This window comes from Paenibacillus piri (assembly GCF_004354045.1).
GTDB lineage: Bacteria > Bacillota > Bacilli > Paenibacillales > NBRC-103111 > Paenibacillus_S > Paenibacillus_S piri.
Genome location: NZ_SMRT01000011.1, coordinates 129,300 through 148,549, shown reverse-complemented (window position 1 = coordinate 148,549; position 19,250 = coordinate 129,300). Strand labels below are relative to the sequence as shown.

Genomic DNA, 19,250 nt, shown 5'->3' with positions numbered 1-19,250 from the left:
GCCTTGAATCAGGTGGGGTAGAGTCCCCATCTGATTCCCCGATGTTCAGCAATGCTGAACGAGTTCACTTTTTCACTTTATCTACAAACTCGTTGGTAAACGTTTGGCTGAGATCAATTTTGGCGTCCTTCAGCTGAGGTGTAAACACGGTTAAAATTTCCAGTACCTTCTCCGGTCCGCCCGCGGGCATCTTACCATCCGGGGTGAACATGGACAGGCTGGCTTGGAGCGATTTCACATACAAATCTTTATCGCCCGCATAATATTCCTTCGGCAGTTTTTCGGCGATTTCATCCGCTTTATGCGTGCTCATGTATCGCAATGTTTTGACAAAAGCATTGGCTAAACGCTGCACGACTTCCGGATTTTTCTTCACGTAATCGGCATTCATATATAAGCTCGGGGCCGGATATGTGCCGCCCAGAACTTGTTTGGAGCCTTCCTGGCTCTCCAGGTCCACAAACGTGGTTGCAATGCCTTTTTGCTCAAGCAACGCGGTAGTAGGCTGTGTCGCCCACGCCACCTCCACCTTCCCCTGCTCCATGGCTGCGACCAGAGTACCGCCGGCTCCGACAGCCAAAGGCACGTAATCTTTCGTGGAGTTACCGCCTTTGGTCACCAAATAATTGACGAGAAAATGCGATGAAGCCCCCGAGCTTGTAATCCCGATATTTTTACCTTTTAAATCGGACAAGCTTTTGATTTGATCTTTCGCTTTGTTCGTAACCATCAGCTTTGCTCCGGGATTCGTAGCCAGCTGAACGACCTCCTGAAGAAATTTGCCCTTCGCCTGCATGTCGATCGTATGATCGTAGAAACCGACAACACCTTGCACCTCGCCGGCGATAAGCGCCTGCTCCGCATTCACTCCGGAAGCCTGGCTTGTCAGCTCCACCTCGAGTCCTTCTTCTTTGAAATATCCTAAGCTTTCCGTCAATTTTGCCGGCAAATATATAATTTTTTCCAGGCCGCCAACCATAATATTCACCTTTGGAAGCTTGACCGGCGCCGGAGCGGCGGCCTGCTGTTCATTTCCCTTTGGAGCCGTCGCGGCGGCGGGTCCGGCAGCCGGTTTATTATCCATCGTACCGCATCCAGCCATAATTAAACCGAGCGAGATGAATAAAGCCGCGCTAATCGTTGATTTTTTCCCGAATTTCATCGTCATTACCCCTTTATATTATGAAATCTTTCGTAAAACCTTAGCTATTGACGAACATGTCTCCATGCGATAAAACGTTTCTCCAGTTTGGTAACGGCCCAATTCGCCGCCAAAGCGGTAACCGATAAGAGAACCATGCCGGCAAATACGCCGGTCGTATTGAAGGCGCCCTGGGCTTGAGCAATAAGAAATCCCAAACCTTTGGTAGACCCTATAAACTCGCCGACTACCGCGCCGACGAGGGCAAAGCCGAAGCTGGAATGCAAGCTGGACAAAATCCAGGTCAGCGCCGAAGGAATGATGACATGCTGGGCCAGCTGCCGCTTGTTGGCTCCGAGCAGCCGCGCATTATTCAGTAAATTTTTGTCCACCTCGCGCACGCCCTGAAAAGCGTTAAAGAAAACGATAAAAAAAGTCAGCGTCACGCCCAGAGCAATCTTCGAAGGCATGCCAAGTCCGAACCAAATAATAAAAATCGGAGCCAGCACAACTCTTGGAAGCGCATTCAACATTTGGATGTATGGACCGAAAATGACCGATAAAATATCGTTTCTGCCTAAGGCATAGCCGGCGATCACACCCAGGAGCACTCCGATAACAAAGGCAATGACCGTCTCTTCGAACGAGACGACAAAGTGAACATACAACGGGCCTTGGCTCGTACCTTCCACAATCCATTCCACAATTTGCTTCAGGATGGCATACGGACTGGAGAAAAAGAACGGGTCAATGATTTTTTTATCCGATAAAATTTCCCACGATCCGAATAGGGTGATGAAGACAATAATTTGCAGGGTCAGATTACGCATTTTAATTTTTGCCGCTTGAGCCCTCATTTCTTTTTTCCGCGACATCATATCCTCTTGTGTATTAAGCATGGTTTGCGCTTGCATAACTGACCATCACCTCATCTCTTAAATCGTTCCATATTTGCTCGTGCAATTGAGCGAACTGCCGGTCAAACCGGATTTCCGCCACATTCCTCGGTCGCTCCAGATCAATCTTATAATCGCCTTTTATCGTTGCACCCGGACCTGCGGTCATAACAATGACCCTATCGCTCAGAGCAATTGCTTCCTCCAGATCATGCGTAATAAAAAAGACGGATGCCGACGTCTCCTCCCATATTTTCAACAGCTCATTTTCCATTAAGTGCCGCGTGTGGACGTCAAGCGCAGAAAATGATTCGTCCATGAGCAAAATTTGCGGTTGGGTGATCAAGCACTGTGCCAAGGCGACGCGCTTTCTCATTCCGCCGGAGAGCTGGTGAGGGTAATGGCCTTCGAATCCCTTCAAGCCGACCTTTTCGATCCATCGTCTTGCTTCCTGGTAAGCCTCGCCTTTAATCATTCCTTTAAGTCTTAAACCGAGAGAGACATTGTCGATGACAGTTTTCCAGGGAAAAGCGTTTTCCGTTTGAAAAACGCACGCAGCCTGGTGATTGATCCCCTCCAGCGTCTCTCCCTGTATTCGAACTTTTCCATATGAAGGCTTCTCGAATCCGGCTATCAGACTTAATGTCGTCGATTTCCCGCATCCCGTCGGCCCGACAATGGAACAAAACTCCCCTTTCTCTACGCGCAGATTAATGTTTTGCAAAACCGTGTGAACCTCTCCGGAAGGCTTTAAAAATTGTTTTGCGACCCCTTGCAGATCAATCATGGGGGATTCGGACAAGCGTGTGCTCGGTTGATTCATGCTGGCGTCTCCTTCACAAATATTTTTTGGTTGCGCTTACATAGATTATAAGTGAACACGCCAGGATTGAAATAAAATGCCGATATTATGAATATTGCCGTTATTTTTATATTTTGGCGATATTGTTAACGGCAAATAAGGGAAATAAGTCTTTACGTCAATGAACATCAGGCATTAAACTAAAAAAAACGATTTGGAGCCGCATTTATGAGCAGATTAAGGAAATTGACGCTTAGAAGCAAGATTAATGCTCTGGTTACATTGAACATTTTGTTCGTTCTGCTGTTAGTCATTTCCGCCATGTTCTATATCATCGTGGATAAGCAATTTACGGAGACAGGCGAGCAAGCGCTGGGGGTAGCCAAAACCGTTGCCGGTCTTCCGCAAATCGTAGAAGCTTTTGAGCTGTCCGACCCTTCTTTGACGATCCAGCCGATGACCGAGCAAATACGTAACAATGTCGGTGCCGATGTGATTGTCGTCAGCAATATGCATTTAATCCGCTACAGCCATTCCAACCCGGCGGAAATCGGCAGGCATATGGTAGGTGACGATAACGAGGCGGTTTTAAGCGGGAAAGAAAGCATTACTCAAGCCAAAGGATCTCTCGGCTATTCGGTTCGCGGCAAGGCGCCTGTTTTTGACGGCAACCATCATCAAATCGGAGTGGTATCCGTCGTATATTTGGTAGACAACGTATGGAGTCAGCTGTTTGTTTTACTCCAAAAGGTCGTAGGCATCGGGGGCGCGGCGCTGCTCTTCGGTCTGTTCGGCGCATATCTGTTATCTGGGCATATTAAGAAACAAATTTTTAATATGGAGCCGCATGAAATCGCTTTCGTAACCCAGGAGCAGGCCGCCATTCTGGATGCGATTTGCGAGGGGATTATCGCCGTCAACAAGGAAGGGAAGATTGTTACCTGTAATCAAGAGGCCAAGAAAATGCTGGAGATCGGGAGTACGGAGCTTATCGGCAAAGAAATTTCCGAAGTCATTCCTTTGACCCGTTTACCTGAGGTGCTGGAGAATGGGATATCGCAAATTGACCAGCCGATGATCATCGGCAATACGCTTGTCGTCGCCAACCGCGTACCGGTCATCTTGTCCGGCCGGGTGATCGGTGCGGTCAGTACATTCCGGGACAAAATGAAGCTGGATCAAATCGATGACCGGCTGGCCGATATCGGCCGTTATGTGGATACGCTGCGCAGCCAAAGACATGAGTTTATGAACAAGCTGCACCTCATTTTAGGCTTGATCAAAATATCCGAATATGATAAGGCGAAAGCCGTTATCCAACAAATCAACGAAGAATACCAGGATGCGATGCATTTTTATTTAGCCAAAATTCGCGATTCTGCAGTTGTGGGAATATTATTAGGCAAGACTCACCGGGCAGGCGAGCTCGGCATTCAGCTAGTTGTCAGCCCTGAATCTAATATACCGGATAACTGCCCGCATCGGGATATTGTCCTTACCGTTTTGGGAAACTCTATCGATAACGCTTTCGAAGCCATTCAATCGTCCGCCGTCAAAATAAATGGCCCTACTGTAACCGTATTTCTAAAGGAAGAGGATGACGATCTGCTCATTTACGTAAAGGACAATGGTCCCGGTGTCGATCCGGCTATTGTTGAATCTATTTTCAACGACGGCACGACGACCAAAGGAGAAGGCCGCGGCTTTGGGCTTGCATATGTATCCCGGTTAATATCGAATCACGATGGCTTTCTTACATGCCAAAGCACGCCGGAAGGAACGACGATCCGGGTCAGTCTGCCCATTAGGAGGAATGTTGAATGAAATCGGTACAATTGCGGGCTTTGGTCGTTGACGATGACTTTATGATCGCCAGAGTGCATGCAAGCTATATTGAGCAGCAGGAAGGCTACGAGCTTGCGGGAGTGGCAGGCAGCTTTGAACAAACAATCGATCAGGCCAGGAAATTGAAGCCGGATCTGCTTATTCTCGACGTATATTTACCCGATCGATCCGGTATTGATGTATTGAGGACGCTCCGGTCTGAGAAAATATCTTGCGACGTCATATTAATTACCGCAGCCAAGGAGATTGGGACGATTGAGGAAGCGTTTCAATTGGGGATCTTTGATTATTTGATTAAACCGTTTGACCTCGATCTGCTGCAGGATACATTAAAAAAATACAGACAATTTAAAATTCACCTGCAATCCCCCGCAACGCCGGATCAGCAGTTTGTGGAAGGTCTAAAGAAATTCAGATCCGCGAAATCGATCAACCTGCAGCAGCCGCAAAAAGGTATCGATCTTCGCACATTGGAGCGAATCAAGCAATCGATGGCGCTGGAGGACCAGCCCTGCAGCGCCGAGCGGATCGCACATATGGCCGGAGTCAGCCGTTCGACGGCTCGCGCTTACCTGGAGTATTTAATCGAGCAAGGAACAGCAAATGAGTTTCTGCAATACGGGACGGTCGGACGCCCCCAGCGGTTATTTTGCCTAAAGTGAGGTGAGGCGTTTTTCACCGCCTTCCTCTTCCTTTCCTTTTTTGCCGCGCGTCCATGCCGGTTCCGATACGGTGAAGATCCCTACAACCGGAATCGGTACCCTGCTCCCCATACCGTCTCAATGTATTGAGAATTGGACGAATCGATCTCAATCTTCTCCCTTAGTTTGCGGATATGAACGGTGACCGTCTGCGCATCCCCGAGCGAATCCATGCCCCACAGCTTCTCGAACAGCTGATCCTTGCTGAACACATGATTCGGATGTATCGCCAGAAAATAGAGCAAATCAAACTCTTTGGTCGTTAACATAATTTCCTGATCATGCAAAAATACTCTTCGCGAGCCGTAATCGATCAGGAGCCCGCGAATTTTCACCTCTTGCTTCGTTTCCTTCGCACCGATCAGGCGTTCGTAACGAGCCAGGTGAGCTTTCACTCTGGCGACCAGCTCCGCAGGCTTGAACGGCTTCGTAATATAATCGTCCGCACCGAAGCCAAGACCTTTAATGATATCGATATCTTCTTTCTTCGCCGTCACCATCAGGATCGGAATGTTGCGCTGTGCGCGAATTTGCTTGCAGATGTCAAAGCCGTTAACCAGCGGGAGCATCAGGTCCAAAATGATCAGATCGTACTCCCCGTTCAAGCCCATCGCAAGCCCTTGCTCCCCGTCGGAGGCAATGTCCGTCTCATATCCGTTGACCTCCAGATAGTCCCGTTCCAATTCGGCAATGACCTTTTCGTCTTCAACAATCAATATGCGCTTCATCATCGTCTACCCCCTTCTTGTCGGCAAAGTCATAGTAATGCATGTTCCTTCGCCATGGGTACTGGCAGCCTGAATCGTTCCTCCATGCCCATCCATAATTTGCTTGGAGATCGCCAAACCAAGTCCGCTGCCTCCGGTATCGCTGTTCCTCGACGGTTCCGCGCGATAGAATCGTTCAAAAATGAACGGAAGCGCCTCCGGATTAATTCCCCGTCCGTTGTCTTCGACCTCGATGATGACGAGATTGTTTGCCGCATGAACTCTCAGCTCGATTCGGTTGACCGGTTTGTTCATATACTTCAAGCAGTTGTCTATAATATTATTGAATACGCGTCTTATTTTATCACGGTCCACGGACGCTTTACTTCCAGACTCCAAATCAATGGACGATGAAAATCGCACGCCCTTTTTGCCCAGCTCGAAATCAAGCTCCTCCGACCAATCCGTTATAAAGTCATGCATGTCGATAATTTCAAAATTGAACGGCAGCCGATTCAAATCAAGCCTCGAATATAGGAACAATTCGTCGATCAATTGATCCATCTCTTCGGCTTTGGAAGATATGATCTCGATATATTTTTTCCTTTTATCGGGGGTATCGGCAACCCCTTCCTCCAATCCGTCCACATAGCCGCGAATGGCGGTCAACGGCGTTCTCAAATCGTGAGAAATGTTGGAGATCAGCTCTTTCCGGTTCTCTTCATACTGCAGCTGCGTATTGATCGATTGCTGAAGCTGCTTGCGCATGGACTCAAAGGCTGCGCTCAGCTGTCCGATTTCATCCTTTCCAGTCACCTGTACCTCATAATCAAGGTCCCCCTCCTCCATCCGTTTCATCGCTTTTTTCAAAGCCTGGAGCGGTTTTATGATGCTCCGCGATACAAAATAGGTCAACAGCGTATGGGTAAGGACCAAAATAAGCAGCAGCGATGTGAACAAAATCGGGAAAAACTTTTGCGCGAAATGAACAAACGGACTCAATGTCTTGACGACAAACATCGACCCTGGGCGATTATCCGCAAATTTGAAGTCAAGACGATTCGCTTCATAAATTTCGTTGCCGTATCGTTGGGGCGCTGCTTTTTCCATTTTGCCGGGATGCTCGTAAGGATGAAGATGGTTCAACAGCTCTTTATCCTGAAAGGCGGGCGAGACGAACAGCACATCATTACCTTTCCGTACGATCAGGTACGATCGGCTCGAGCTCAGCTCCTGATCGACATCCGTCCAGTAGGCCGGGTTCGATAATAAGGCCGGATTGTTCTCCGAGACGCGCTTGATCTCCTTGAGCATCTGGTTGGCGCCCTGGTTTTCGAACTTGTTTTCGATCGCACTCGGGTCTTTGCTGTACGTGTCGCGAATGTTTTGAAGATCGCCCCGAAATACAATGGTCAGCAGGATGGCGGTAATGATGATCATAACGAGCGGGATAAACAGCATAGCCGCATATGAAAGCAATAGCTTTAAGCGAATCGACATCAGAGCATTCCCCGCTTTTTAAACTTCTTTTCGATCAAATATATAGTAACCCAGCGAGAAAAACAAAATGCAGCTGGATACAAGGAACAGCGAACCGGTCAGGAGCCTGCCCGCCGAAACGGTTGAGCTGAGCCACAGCATATGCCAATTCGTATACGATGCCGGCGAGAAAGCAGCGATTGAGCTCGAGAAAAAAGGCGCAAGCTTCGCCGCGGCGTATAAAACGATGGAAAATACCATAAACGCATTGGCCGTTTTGAAAAATTGGGCGACAAATATGAACAACGCCGCCAGAGCCAGCATCGCCACCAAAGCGGCGAAATAAGCTTTCACGATACCGAACGTTTCCGTCAAGCCAAGAGGCGAGCCGGCAAACAGGTTGCAGATCAAAGTTACGATGCCGAGCATAACAAGCAGAGCCGCAATACCCGTAGCTAAAGCCGCAACCTTTGCCAAATATACTTGAAAGCGCGTATTCGGCCGCAGCAAGGCAAGTTTTAAAGTCCTGGACGCAATTTCATTAGGAAACAAGTCCCCGATGTTAAACAGAATGAACAGCGGTATCCAGACAGCGGTATAAATATCGAGCATTTGATGCGGGAACGAACGGCTGACCGCTACAAGTCCCAGTACCGGCTGCAGCGAATTCAGCGCAAACGCCATAAGGATCGGCAAAATCGCCGAAAATATAAAGAACATCGCGGTTTTTTTGCGATACAGCATTAACATAAGCTCATTGATATACCCCGCTCTTATACTATGCACGATTGTTCTCCCCTTTGGCAACCTGGATTTCTTCGATATAATGCTGCTCCAGCGATTGATTGGCCTGCAGCAATTGCGATACATAGCCTTCTTTTCTCAAATGCCCTTCGTACACGATCCCGATCCGGTTGCACAGCTGCTCCAGCTCGTGAATCATATGACTGGAAATGATGAACGACGTTCCGCTCTCTTCCGAGAGCCGGGCGATCAGCTTGCGGAACATGACGGTTCCTTCGATATCGAGACCGTTCGTAGGTTCATCCAATATAATCAGCTTCGGCTCCGGCAAAATGGCGGCAGCCAATGCCAGCTTTTGCTTCATTCCGGTGGAATAGTTTTTAATCTTGTCTTTGCGAACCTTCCATAAACCTACATCCTCCAATACCCGCTCGATCCGCTGATCTGGAATATGGGGATAAAACCGGGCAACCAGCTTCAAATACTGCCAGGCTGTAAGAAAGTCGTGAAAATCGGCCGATTCGATCATACTGCCTACATGCTGCATGCCTTGCGCGTAATGGTCGGCGATATTGGCATTGAACAAAGCGACGCTGCCCCGGTCGGGACGTATTAGACCGGTAATCAGCTTCAGGAACGTCGTTTTCCCTGCGCCGTTGGGGCCCAATAATCCATACACATCGCCCGGGTACAGCTGCAGGTTCATTTCCCGGATGCCGCGCCGGGAACCGTACTCTTTGGTAAGATCCGATGTTTCCAGAATAGGATTCATATTCCTTGCCTCCCCCTACACAATGGAGGCAGCAGACGGTTATCGTGAACCGCACTGCCGCCCGTTCAAATATGGATGAAATATTTTGTTTATGTTGTCTATTATTGATTATTTTGTCTGTGGCCTTTGAACTCGTTCTTCATCTGTTGAACGTTTTTGCCGGTCAAGTCGACGGTATCCGGCGTCGTGCTGTTGTATCCGGACAAATCGGCTTGCAGATGAAGCGTAACCTGGTGCGCGGCGCCGTTATCGTCCTTGCCCGATACCGTCACATCCGCCTCTTGATGATCGATGAAGTTCGATGCATTGACGTTCGCTTTAACCGCGACTTTCTCGATTTTAATGTCTTGCGTCAATTGAGGAGCCGCTGTTTTCAGGAAATTTTCATTAAAGGGCTTCGTTTCGGAAGCGCCGTCCTTTTGCTTGCCGCCATGCTCGCCTTTGGCCGCATGCTTAATGGCGATGGGAGCGATCGCGTTGACGACAGCAGGAAGCTGTGCGTTATCGAGCTGAATCGAAATTTGTTTCGAGCCGTCCGCCTTCGCATCTACAGCAACGTAATCTTTCAAGTTGCCGACGAGAGCATCGATTACTGTTTCGACCTGCTGAGGCATTTCCTTATCGGTGTTAGTATTCGTTTTGACGCGTTCCTTGCCGTTTGGCTTCACATAATACACGTCGCTGGCCGACGATTTGACGACCGTTTCGTTCGATTGCTTGTAGAAGCTGATTTGCTGCTTATCGCCGCCGGATGTCACATCCACGCTGCCGCTCGCCGCCTTTTGATCCGGGCTCACTTTAAAGCTGCCTTGAGCATTGGCGAGAACATTGCCGTTATCCTGCAGAGCTGCTGATGCTTCTACGGTCATGCTTTTGACCGTTTTGGTGTTTTTGAGCGCCGACTTGTAGGCGTCATAGCCCGATGTGCTGGCCATTGCGCTTAAACCGGTACTCAGCATCATGATTCCGCTTATTCCTACAGCACCGCCTACTACTAACCATTTCTTTTTCATTGGTTTCCTCCTGGGTTTAATGATAGATTCACTTGCAATGCCTATAATAGCCATAAAAAATAAACCCGTTGTGAAGGAATTATTAAAAAAGTATTAAACTGTCCGTGAGCGATCGCCTGCGCCACAACAAAAACCGGCTGACAGAGCAACCGGTCGTACTGGTATCGTCGCTTATGAAGTTGTCTCCTTGGATCCTCTATTCCTTTACCGCTACGCGCAGTTCCTTGGCCGGATCTTCGGTATAATACCAGAAAATATGAATATCCGCATCGGTACCGTTGAAGTTTTCGTACATATCGATCGCTTTATTATTGCCGTCCCCGGAAAAGTTGGCGCTCACCGGTTTGCCGACCACTGTCTTCTCCCCGTCGACCATATACGTCTGGTTGACTCCGCCAAAGCTCGGATCCGTACACTCGCTCTGCACATACAGATTTCCGTCCTGCTTGTAGTAGGTCCATTGAACCGTATAAGCCCCGACCTGTGTAGTCATCGTTTGCTTCCGTTCGCTAATTTTTTTCAGCCGGATCGAATCCTTTGCGTCTTTATGCTGAAGCACTTCATATTTGGCTACGAACGTGACAGGCATCTGCTCCGTCACGCGCAGTCCGGGCGGAACCTCGAACCGGAATGTCGTTTCTTCGGGGTTATCGCCATTATGCCAAATCCCTCCGTTCAAGACGGTTCCGTTCACTTCCAAAGCATAGTTCAGGTAAGGGAAGCGCATATATTTCTCGTGGCTGGCCTTGATTCTGATTTGTGTCGGTGTCACGATCATTTGGTTCAGCACCATCCGTCCGTCCGGATGCTCGACGGGAATGTTCAGGCTGCGCTTCACGGTACCGCTCAGCATCTGCTTTTTGTCCAAATGCAGGTCATACGTCCAGCTGCTGTCAATATGCCGCACCTCCCGGGTGTAGAGCAGCTTGTACGTTACGGACGGCTCCTGCAGATAACTAAGCGCGAAACGCTGTTGGCCGGTATATTCTCCATGCTCCCCGGGCTTGCCGAATACGCCGGGACCTGCCTCTTTGACAGCAGCATTTCCTTTGAACACTCCGATCCGGGGATGCGACCATTGCTGCGCTTCCGGTAGATTGAAAGTAATCGCGGAAGCGAACATCATGTTATCACCCTGGGCAAACGGCTGCAGCGTCAGCTTGCCGATCCCGTCCTGGCCGATATCGAATGATTGCGATTTTCCGTCCAACGGATGAAAATCAATATCGCGTTCCATTGAAGCAAAGGATTGAAGCTTTCGCGCCGTAAGCTGCACATCGGCTTCCACACCGTCCGGCGTCCATTCCGTTTCGAAATAGCCGGTCCACGATTTGCTGGCCTGATCCCATGACTGGCTGTGTCGCCCCTCAATTACGCGCCCCTGGTTATCCTTCAGTTCCATTCCCGAAAAGTACAGGCTGTCCGACGTACCTTCCTGTGTCGTCAGGCTGTACAGCAGAACCGTCCGGTTATCGTCGACAATCGCCGTATGTACCGTCAGCTTGGCGCCGTCATGCGTCACCGATTTTTCGATAATTTGTCCGAGTCCTTGCTGTAACGCCGATTGAATACCGCTGCGGTAAGACAGAATATGATCCCAATTATACGAAATGGCCGCAACTACCGGGGTGGCCGCCAGTACGGCCGACAGGACTGAAATAACGGCTGCTTTGCGGAGGCGACTCCGTTTCGGGGCGTTCATATCGACGGGCAGCAGCTTTTCATCCGGACCGGGCAGTTGGGATTCGAGCCGCTTCCACATGGCATCAAAATCCGGATAGTCCATCTGTTTTTCTTCATTTAACAATTTAGCAAATGTTTGCTCCGCCTTGTTCATACGATTTCCCGTCCTTTCCGTACTTGTTTTCACCCTGGATCACCATCAGCTTCATCAGCTTTAGCCCTCTGTTCAATCGGGATTTCACCGTTCCTACCGGAATGCCGAGAATATCCGCAATTTCATTCAGGCTGCACTCATTCAAAAATCGAAGCGATACAACCGTCTTCATTTTCGCGGGCAGCTGCCGCATCAGACGCATGGCTTCCATGGCGGATTCCCGCTCCTCGGCAACCGTTTCGGCCGCCTTTTCCATAGCCGGAGCAGGCTGGAGCTGAAGCTGCATTTGCTTCATTTTCGAACGGCTGGCTTTCTTCAAATGGTTCAGACAGTGGTTAACCGTTACCCGTATCAGCCACGTCTTCAAATGCTCAACCTTTGTCCAGTCATGCCGGAATACGGTCATAAACACTTCCTGGCATACGTCCTCCGCGTCGGCGCCCTGCTGAAGCATGAAGAAGCAAGTCCGGTAAACATCTTTTTTGTATGTTTCAAACAGTTCCTTTTCCGTCAAGCGTTCCCCTCCTTTCCGTTTCTGACTATTAAACAATGTAAATGAACAAAAGGTTCATTAGCAGTCCCTTAAAAAAGAAAAAGCGCGCTGCGCGCGCATGAGCATGGAGCGTATGAGGCTATGGGCCGTTGCGTAACTGCTGCATTGGCAGCCTTGTACTCATAATGATTCTTCTTTATTGGACGCGGATCCGAATTCCGGGGTAAGCCTCTGCCAGTTCGTTGGCTCGCATTACAATGCCCGACTTGTCAAAACGTCCGGCAAACAGCTCCTGTTCAGGCTTGAAGGTAACGCTCGTGCCGGTCTCCTTCGTAGCGCCAACAGTCATGAGTCCGGTCTGCGGGATGCCGTGCCGGTATTCTTGGCGATAAATTTCGCCATCTCTGCGGTTTTCTACGCTCAACAAGTCCGATAAGGCATTGACTACCGCTATACTGATCCCTTTCTCCGCGCCGGGAGCGAAGAACGATTGCTTGGGATCGCCGAACAGGTCCAGTCTGGTCATCACGGATTGCACTGCCGGCTGACCGGTTTGCGGCAGCAGCCAGGTCGGAATTCCCCGGCCATTATCCGCGACGGTTATGCTTCCGTCGTCATGCAAGTAGATGCCGATTTCGCTGCAATAACCCCCCTCATGCTCCAGGATCGAATTGCTGACGACAGCCCAAAGCAGTTGATGGAGATCGAACCCGTCTTTCGTGGCTGCGCCCAAGTAGCTGTGCGCTTCATTGCGTACTTCAGCCATATCGATATAATCGCTTGTATCGATTAAATCCGCAATGGCTGCCATCAGAAGCAAAATCGGAAACCGGCGATGAGCGGGAATCGTATATCGTCCGCCGCGTTCTTCCTGCTGCAGCAAATCGGCGCCGGTTAAAGCTTTCAAATGATGATACAGCTGGCCGGTCGTCCCCATGTTCAGCCGTTCTACAAGCTCCGCCCCGGTAAGCGGCTCGTTCCATACCTCGAGCAGCAGATCGAGTCGCTGCTTGTGGCCAAGCGCGGCAAGCACTTTGGCCGCCTTGCCTCCGGAAAGGCCGAGCAGCTCGTCCGAGCGCCTTTCCTGCGGCTGGCACCGTACCGTTTGATCGCCGCTGCGATAATAGCCCGAGAAGTAAATCGCACATGCTTCCGCGCTTCCGCTCGGCAAAACTGTTTCCTCCACTGTTCGCTCCGTTCCTCCAGGTATGACGGGCTTTTCTTCTGCGCCTGCCGCTTTCCGAACAAGCTGTTCAAGTGCCTCAACCCGGGATTTCAATGCATTCAACTCATTGCGATAATCTTGATTCACCGGAATTCACACTCCTTTGAGAATAGATTAAACACGTTATGGTCAAGTTTCGTTTATTTAATTACGTAATTACGTGTTTACGTAAAATTATAACTTATTTGATTAAAGCTGTAAATAATTATAGGGTCCGCTAACATTTTAACGAAAATATACGCTAAGCGGTCCCATTAGCCAAAGGAGAAAAATGTGCACTATTTGCCTGAGGAGATTTTGGAACAGCTGATTTTCACATTTATTTCGCTTAAGCAAATTTTATCCGATTACGACTTTATCGGATTAAGACCCCCACCTCTAATTGGGGTAGAGTCCCCATCTGATTCCCCGATGTTCAGCAAAGCTGAACGAGTTCACTAAGGATGCGAATCTTGCCCGTTTGTAATCAATTCTTAAAGCGTTTTGGACGCAAAACGGCCTGGTACACTCTTAACGTGCGCACCAGGCTTATTATTGTAGCCAATTGGACGAATTTCCTAATCGGGATGAATTGCCGTTATCTCGGTCGGATTAATTGGGCGGCTTCGAATGAAGACCCACACCCCTGCAATGATCAACATACCTGCAGCCAGTTGCAAAGCGGTAAGCTTTTCGTCCAGCAGCATCCACGCGAGCAGGGACGCGCAAACCGGCTCTCCAAGAATCGCCATCGAAACGGCCGTTGCGTTCATATACTTTAACAGCCAGTTAAACAGGTAGTGTCCGAACAAGGTCGACACGACGGACATAAGTACGAAAAGCCCCCATTCCTTGGCAGGAAATCCGGTAAGCTTGAAGCCCATGGCCGCGTTATAGGCGCCGAGCGAACAGGCAGCTATCAAAAATACCCAGAAATTGTACGTGAATGCTTCCATCCCTTGGCGAAGACGCTGCCCGATCATCATGTTGACGGCAATGGCAATGGTTCCTAACAACGACAGCGCGTCGCCGAGCGCCGCCGTCCCCGAGAGACGGAAATCTCCGGACCCGATCGCAATGGAGCCGGCAACCGCAGCCGCCATCCCTATCAGCATCATCCGGTTGGCCTTTTCTTTGAACAGGAATCGCGAGCCCAGCATCACGAGAACAGGCTGCAAGGTTAAGATGACGGTCGAGCTGGCTACGCTAGTCAGGCGCAGCGATTCCATCCACAACAGAAAGTGAAGTCCGAGCATCGTGCCCGATACGGCAAGCAGCCCCCACTGTCCCGGATCAAGCTGAAACATCGACTGCCGGTGCTTCCAGACGAGCGGAAGTAAAATCAGATTGGTTATAAATAACCGGTACATGGCGATTACGGAAGCTTCGACTGAAGACCAACGGACAAAAATGGCCGAAAACGAGATCGCCAATATGCCAATAACGAAATACAGCTCGTATGTTTTTCCAGCCCGATTGAAGTTCGGCATAAATAAGTTCCTTTCCAAACGGTTGAACCCAGTATATCCAAGCTGTGAATTTAGCACAATACGCATTTTAGAAATATGCTGCTATTGACTTGGAGCTGACTCCAACGTGTAAACTATGAATAGAAAGGTGGCGATGCCTTTGTACACGATCCGTCAAGTTGCCGAAATGACGGAGTTCAGTCCGGATACGTTAAGATATTACGAAAAGCTCGGTTTTTTAAAGCCTTTGCGCAAAGAACCGGGCGGCGTACGCTTATATAGCGATGACAATGTTCATCTATTGAAATCTTTAAAGTGTCTGAAGAAAACCGGACTATCATTAGAAGAGATTAAGGAGTTTTTTCAGGAGGGACAAATCTGTATCCATCGTTCACCCGTACGGGATGAGGAAGCTGCGACAATATCGGGCCGGATCAACATTTTATCCGAGCATTTGAGCAAAATGGAAGAGCAGCGTCGGGAGTTGGAGGAAATCATTAAAGATACGAAACGGAAGCTGTATTTTTATCATGAGCTTATGAAATAACGGACAGGCCGCCGCGGCGGCCTTATCGTTAGCGGCTATTCATTTATCGTCTGTCTATCGTCGCTAGCTGCCGCTTTTTCCTTGAAAAACAATTTCATTAACAGCGGCGTTACGATCGTTGTAATTAAAACGACGACTATGACGGATGCGAACATTTGTTTGTTCAGCAGATTGGCTTCCAAACCCATGGCTGCGATAATTAGCGCCACTTCTCCCCGGGAGACCATGGCGGCGCCAATCCCGAAAGAGCTCTGCCATCCGAACCCCGACAATTTGGCCCCAAGCGCCGAACCGGCGAGCTTGGTAACGATGGCCACAAAACTAAGACCGATGATAAGTCCGATATTTTCAGTAATGCCGATAAACTCCGCCGTAACTCCAATGGATGTGAAAAATACAGGCACGAAGATCGAATAGCCGATCGTCTCAACCTTTTCGAACACTTCATGCTTGAATGATGTCAAGCTTATCGCGACTCCGGCAATATAGGCGCCGATGATTGCAGCTACTCCCGCATATTCCGCCATATACGCAAATACGAAGCAGATGATCAGACCCGCTGAAATGACAGCCTCGGTCACACGCAGCGGCGCAAATCTCCTCAATACCCAGGGTACTACTTTCCAAGACAGTAAAATGGCAACCGCAAAAAAAATAAATTTCTTTACGATGACCATCCCCAGGTTCACATCACCGCCGGCAAAGCTCATGACGAAGGCAAGCGCGATGATCACGAGCACATCGTCAATAACAGCCGCGCCTAATATGGTGGTCCCCTCTCTGGTCTTCATTTTGCCCAGTTCCTTAAGCGCCTGCACCGATATGCTGACGCTGGTCGCCGAAAGCAGCAGCCCCAGAAAGACGGCTTCGATTTGCGGAAGTCCCAGGACAATTCCGCCCGCATAGCCTAGAGCAAAAGGGACGATAATTCCCCCGATGCCAACCAAAGTCGAGGCTTTTCCCGTTCGTTTGAACTCATCGACATCCGTCTCCAAACCGGCGATGAACATTAATAAAATAACGCCGATTTGACTTAATTCATTCAAAATATCCGTATTGTTCACCAATCCGAGTACGGAAGGCCCGAGCAAAATGCCGATAAGCAGCTTACCGAGAACCGAGGGCTGGCCTAATTTGACGCTCACCTCTCCGGCTATTTTGGACGCAAGTAAAATGATCGCTAATTGAAAAATAAGCATGCGTTCTGTCACTCCTCTTCTTCATATCATGAGTTAAATTTTTAAAAAAAATGCAAAAAAAGCCTGCAACCTTAGCAGCTATGCGGACATAGCAAATCCAAGGTGACAGGCTCCTCCAATAAAACGGGTATTTTATTTACATTTCTCTACGTATAAAACAGATTATGGATTCATTTTTTTACACAATTTCTCCAACCCGCTCTATATCGTTCTGCGCATGCTTAGCGAGTTCGGATAAGTCAGCTCAAAACCGAACTTTTTATACAACGCCATGGCCTGTATATCGGACATTAATATAACATCCGCGCCTTTGGGAGCGCTGCGATCCAAATACTTCATTATTTCCATCATTACGGTTTCATCCAAGCCCTCGCTTTGGCAGGACGGATGGACGATCATGTCGGCAATGAGATATACATACGCATCATCGCCAATCATTCTCCCCATAGCGATAAGCTCGGATTCATCGTTTCTTATGCAGACCGATAATATCGAGTTTGACAATGCCGTTTTGGCTGTCGAATCATCCTTGGAATTAAGACCTGCCGCCTTTCTTAATGCCAGGTACTCTTCTGGAAGTGGAGCAATATGGGAGATGTTCATAGTATTCCGTTTCCTCCTCTCTTGAAATGAAGTTGCACAGGAGCTTTTCTGATTAAAGGCTCCTTATTTTTTACTTTACAACATTGATGCAAGTGAGAAAGTTTCATTCGAATTCCCTTCATATAAAACTATCTTCCATGTCAAGCAGCTTTAATGTTTTTCTCGAGTGTTTGCACGGTGCGGCCGGTTCTGGTATAGTGGAGCCTCCAAGTCATTTCGAAGGAGGTCTAGGGATGCAATATTATAGACCTGTCGACATTGCGAGAGAGCTGGATATCAGTACGAGCGCTTTACGCCATTATGAATCATGGGGAGTCGTTCCGGCCCCTGCCCGTGCCGATAACGGCTACCGTCTTTATACGAAGGTGCATTTGGCATATTTTCGCTGTTTGCGCGCCATGTTTCCCGGGTTTGGGGTCGCCGTCACCTGCGAGGTGCTCCGGTCCATTCAGCATGACGAGCTTGATGCCGCCTTTTGGCTTGTGAACAAGGAACAGTCCAATTTGCATCTTGAGAAAGCAGCAGCGGACCGGACGCTCGAGCTGCTGCAAAACCTCGAGCTCCCGCCACTGGCCAATAAAAAGCCGAAAAATCGAATGACGATTGGCGAAACCGCCGCGTTCACTGGCGTTGCGACGTCAGCGATCCGTCATTGGGAGAAGGAAGGTCTGCTCACACCTGAGCGCGATCCGGAGAACGGTTATCGGCTGTTCACACCGGTGCACATTCGTAAAATTTTACTCATCCGCACATTGCGGAGCACCGTTTATTTTTTGCAAAGAATGAAAGAAATCGTTCAAGCCGCGGAACACCAAAACTTCGAGCAAGCGAAAAAGGTGACGGAGCAAGCGATCCTGACGATTCATGAGCGCAACCGTCAGCAGGTGCGCGGCATCCATCAACTGGTCGAGCTGTGCCAGGTGCTGGAGCTTATGCCTGAATCATTTGCCGATTGAATGGAATGAATCCGCTTGCTCAAGGACAAGCGGCTTCGCCGTCCCCCGGGATATGCGCGTTTGTCAAGGTTGCGCGAACGAAAAAAGCCGATGTCTGGAACGACATCGACTTCGGTTCGAATACAGTTTTATCACGATTTGCGTCGCAGCCCGAACTTGTCCACCCCAAAAGCGATTGTAACGCCCAGAGCGTATCGAATTAAATCGAGCGTCAAAAAACCTCTGCCAATGATCAGAGCTCCCAATAATGTATGCCTCAGCTTCACGATCCATTCGGCTTGATAGAGCTGGCTGAATTCAATGCCAAAGCTAAACAGGAGACTGCCTGCCGCCGCCCATGCCAAACTTTTACTTGTGAAAAGAAACCGAAATCCGAAATAGACCATGCTTGCCCACAGCATGTCCCCGGCATGTTCGGCAATGAACACGGGCAATAAGCCGGAATAGGTTCTTGAGCCTAATCCTAATACGATACAAATGATCACACTTATGAAATACGGCATTCGTGCTTTCATCATTATCATCCTTTATCCGCTACTTTTTAAGCAGCTTTATTGTTACCGTCTATTTAATTGTATAGATTTCATCCTGTTTGGCAAATCTACCGCATTCAGGGTTATCAATACAACCGCTGATATTTATCTAATGATAGTAATATTTAATGATATATACTATTATGTTTAATGATGTTAATAAATAATTATTGCTGCATTCTCATGGAATAACGTGCCCACGCACCGACCGATCGGTGCACATAAAAAGCGACGGTAGAAGCAGCTCTGCCGTCGCTTTTCAGCGTAAAATAGGTATGTAGCTGTACATTTACGTCCTTCCATTTAACT

At 48.9% G+C, this 19,250-nt stretch carries 19 protein-coding genes; 4 read left to right on the top strand and 15 right to left on the bottom strand.

Going from position 1 to position 19,250, the window contains the following annotated elements; genetic code table 11:
• Positions 1–64: 64 nt before the first annotated feature.
• The 3 genes from E1757_RS21645 to E1757_RS21635 are packed head-to-tail and all read right to left on the bottom strand — an operon-like array spanning position 65 to position 2,860.
• On the bottom strand, positions 65–1,162 hold the full coding sequence (locus E1757_RS21645; RefSeq protein ID WP_220446516.1) for an ABC transporter substrate-binding protein: 1,098 nt from the start codon (positions 1,160–1,162) through the stop codon (positions 65–67).
• A gap of 44 nt (positions 1,163–1,206) precedes the next feature.
• A complete protein-coding gene (locus E1757_RS21640) occupies positions 1,207–2,055 on the bottom strand; it encodes an ABC transporter permease (RefSeq protein WP_220446515.1) in 849 nt (282 codons plus the stop codon).
• A complete protein-coding gene (locus tag E1757_RS21635) occupies positions 2,033–2,860 on the bottom strand; it encodes an ABC transporter ATP-binding protein (protein WP_133232006.1) in 828 nt (275 codons plus the stop codon). Before E1757_RS21635 ends, E1757_RS21640 begins: the two co-directional genes overlap by 23 nt.
• 207 nt (positions 2,861–3,067) lie before the next feature.
• On the opposite strand from E1757_RS21635, the gene E1757_RS21630 reads away from it, so the two are divergent.
• Both E1757_RS21630 and E1757_RS21625 read left to right on the top strand, forming a co-directional pair.
• Positions 3,068–4,663, top strand: a complete 1,596-nt coding sequence (locus tag E1757_RS21630) for an ATP-binding protein (RefSeq protein ID WP_133232004.1) — start codon at positions 3,068–3,070, stop codon at positions 4,661–4,663.
• On the top strand, positions 4,660–5,346 hold the full coding sequence (locus E1757_RS21625; protein WP_133232002.1) for a response regulator: 687 nt from the start codon (positions 4,660–4,662) through the stop codon (positions 5,344–5,346). Before E1757_RS21630 ends, E1757_RS21625 begins: the two co-directional genes overlap by 4 nt.
• A gap of 80 nt (positions 5,347–5,426) precedes the next feature.
• Here E1757_RS21625 and E1757_RS21620 read toward each other — a convergent pair whose 3' ends face one another.
• The 9 genes from E1757_RS21620 to E1757_RS21580 all read right to left on the bottom strand — a co-directional run bounded on the left by E1757_RS21620 (position 5,427) and on the right by E1757_RS21580 (position 15,124).
• Entirely contained in the window at positions 5,427–6,113 is a 687-nt protein-coding gene (locus tag E1757_RS21620) for a response regulator transcription factor (RefSeq protein ID WP_133232168.1), read from the bottom strand.
• Between the two features lie 6 nt (positions 6,114–6,119).
• A complete protein-coding gene (locus tag E1757_RS21615) occupies positions 6,120–7,592 on the bottom strand; it encodes a sensor histidine kinase (protein WP_133232000.1) in 1,473 nt (490 codons plus the stop codon).
• Positions 7,593–7,610: 18 nt separating this feature from the next.
• Positions 7,611–8,357 carry an ABC transporter permease subunit gene (locus E1757_RS21610; RefSeq protein WP_133231998.1) on the bottom strand — a complete coding sequence of 249 codons (747 nt, stop codon included), beginning with the start codon at positions 8,355–8,357 and terminating at the stop codon, positions 7,611–7,613.
• Positions 8,350–9,087, bottom strand: coding sequence for an ABC transporter ATP-binding protein (locus tag E1757_RS21605; RefSeq protein ID WP_133231996.1), 738 nt, complete (start codon positions 9,085–9,087; stop codon positions 8,350–8,352). Before E1757_RS21605 ends, E1757_RS21610 begins: the two co-directional genes overlap by 8 nt.
• A gap of 101 nt (positions 9,088–9,188) precedes the next feature.
• Entirely contained in the window at positions 9,189–10,100 is a 912-nt protein-coding gene (locus E1757_RS21600; RefSeq protein ID WP_133231994.1) for a hypothetical protein, read from the bottom strand.
• 196 nt (positions 10,101–10,296) lie between these two features.
• Positions 10,297–11,937, bottom strand: a complete 1,641-nt coding sequence (locus E1757_RS21595) for a DUF4179 domain-containing protein (protein ID WP_133231992.1) — start codon at positions 11,935–11,937, stop codon at positions 10,297–10,299.
• Positions 11,909–12,451 (bottom strand): RNA polymerase sigma factor, encoded by a 543-nt coding sequence (locus tag E1757_RS21590; RefSeq protein WP_133231990.1) that lies wholly within the window; start codon positions 12,449–12,451, stop codon positions 11,909–11,911. Before E1757_RS21590 ends, E1757_RS21595 begins: the two co-directional genes overlap by 29 nt.
• Before the next feature lie 175 nt (positions 12,452–12,626).
• A complete protein-coding gene (locus E1757_RS21585) occupies positions 12,627–13,742 on the bottom strand; it encodes an ATP-binding protein (protein ID WP_342774583.1) in 1,116 nt (371 codons plus the stop codon).
• Positions 13,743–14,212: 470 nt separating this feature from the next.
• Positions 14,213–15,124, bottom strand: coding sequence for a DMT family transporter (locus E1757_RS21580; RefSeq protein ID WP_133231986.1), 912 nt, complete (start codon positions 15,122–15,124; stop codon positions 14,213–14,215).
• 133 nt (positions 15,125–15,257) lie between these two features.
• Here E1757_RS21580 and E1757_RS21575 point away from each other — a divergent pair, with 133 nt between their 5' ends.
• On the top strand, positions 15,258–15,650 hold the full coding sequence (locus E1757_RS21575) for a MerR family transcriptional regulator (protein ID WP_246079381.1): 393 nt from the start codon (positions 15,258–15,260) through the stop codon (positions 15,648–15,650).
• Between the two features lie 35 nt (positions 15,651–15,685).
• Here E1757_RS21575 and E1757_RS21570 read toward each other — a convergent pair whose 3' ends face one another.
• Both E1757_RS21570 and E1757_RS21565 read right to left on the bottom strand, forming a co-directional pair.
• Positions 15,686–16,849 carry a cation:proton antiporter gene (locus E1757_RS21570; protein ID WP_133231982.1) on the bottom strand — a complete coding sequence of 388 codons (1,164 nt, stop codon included), beginning with the start codon at positions 16,847–16,849 and terminating at the stop codon, positions 15,686–15,688.
• Between the two features lie 201 nt (positions 16,850–17,050).
• Positions 17,051–17,452, bottom strand: coding sequence for a GNAT family N-acetyltransferase (locus E1757_RS21565; protein ID WP_133231980.1), 402 nt, complete (start codon positions 17,450–17,452; stop codon positions 17,051–17,053).
• 233 nt (positions 17,453–17,685) lie between these two features.
• On the opposite strand from E1757_RS21565, the gene E1757_RS21560 reads away from it, so the two are divergent.
• On the top strand, positions 17,686–18,408 hold the full coding sequence (locus E1757_RS21560; protein ID WP_133231978.1) for a TioE family transcriptional regulator: 723 nt from the start codon (positions 17,686–17,688) through the stop codon (positions 18,406–18,408).
• A gap of 131 nt (positions 18,409–18,539) precedes the next feature.
• Here E1757_RS21560 and E1757_RS21555 read toward each other — a convergent pair whose 3' ends face one another.
• Positions 18,540–18,926 (bottom strand): ribosomal maturation YjgA family protein, encoded by a 387-nt coding sequence (locus tag E1757_RS21555; protein WP_246079360.1) that lies wholly within the window; start codon positions 18,924–18,926, stop codon positions 18,540–18,542.
• Between the last annotated feature and the right edge of the window lie 324 nt (positions 18,927–19,250).

Bases quoted from the DNA above. Each gene is read 5' to 3' on its own strand.
- E1757_RS21645 (WP_220446516.1), bottom strand. From the start codon at position 1,162: ATGAAATTCGGGAAAAAATCAACGATTAGCGCGGCTTTATTCATCTCG.
- E1757_RS21640 (WP_220446515.1), bottom strand. From the start codon at position 2,055: ATGCAAGCGCAAACCATGCTTAATACACAAGAGGATATGATGTCGCGG.
- E1757_RS21635 (WP_133232006.1), bottom strand. From the start codon at position 2,860: ATGAATCAACCGAGCACACGCTTGTCCGAATCCCCCATGATTGATCTG.
- E1757_RS21630 (WP_133232004.1), top strand. From the start codon at position 3,068: ATGAGCAGATTAAGGAAATTGACGCTTAGAAGCAAGATTAATGCTCTG.
- E1757_RS21625 (WP_133232002.1), top strand. From the start codon at position 4,660: ATGAAATCGGTACAATTGCGGGCTTTGGTCGTTGACGATGACTTTATG.
- E1757_RS21620 (WP_133232168.1), bottom strand. From the start codon at position 6,113: ATGAAGCGCATATTGATTGTTGAAGACGAAAAGGTCATTGCCGAATTG.
- E1757_RS21615 (WP_133232000.1), bottom strand. From the start codon at position 7,592: ATGTCGATTCGCTTAAAGCTATTGCTTTCATATGCGGCTATGCTGTTT.
- E1757_RS21605 (WP_133231996.1), bottom strand. From the start codon at position 9,087: ATGAATCCTATTCTGGAAACATCGGATCTTACCAAAGAGTACGGTTCC.
- E1757_RS21600 (WP_133231994.1), bottom strand. From the start codon at position 10,100: ATGAAAAAGAAATGGTTAGTAGTAGGCGGTGCTGTAGGAATAAGCGGA.
- E1757_RS21595 (WP_133231992.1), bottom strand. From the start codon at position 11,937: ATGAACAAGGCGGAGCAAACATTTGCTAAATTGTTAAATGAAGAAAAA.
- E1757_RS21580 (WP_133231986.1), bottom strand. From the start codon at position 15,124: ATGCCGAACTTCAATCGGGCTGGAAAAACATACGAGCTGTATTTCGTT.
- E1757_RS21575 (WP_246079381.1), top strand. From the start codon at position 15,258: ATGCCTTTGTACACGATCCGTCAAGTTGCCGAAATGACGGAGTTCAGT.
- E1757_RS21570 (WP_133231982.1), bottom strand. From the start codon at position 16,849: ATGCTTATTTTTCAATTAGCGATCATTTTACTTGCGTCCAAAATAGCC.
- E1757_RS21565 (WP_133231980.1), bottom strand. From the start codon at position 17,452: ATGAACATCTCCCATATTGCTCCACTTCCAGAAGAGTACCTGGCATTA.
- E1757_RS21560 (WP_133231978.1), top strand. From the start codon at position 17,686: ATGCAATATTATAGACCTGTCGACATTGCGAGAGAGCTGGATATCAGT.
- E1757_RS21555 (WP_246079360.1), bottom strand. From the start codon at position 18,926: ATGATGAAAGCACGAATGCCGTATTTCATAAGTGTGATCATTTGTATC.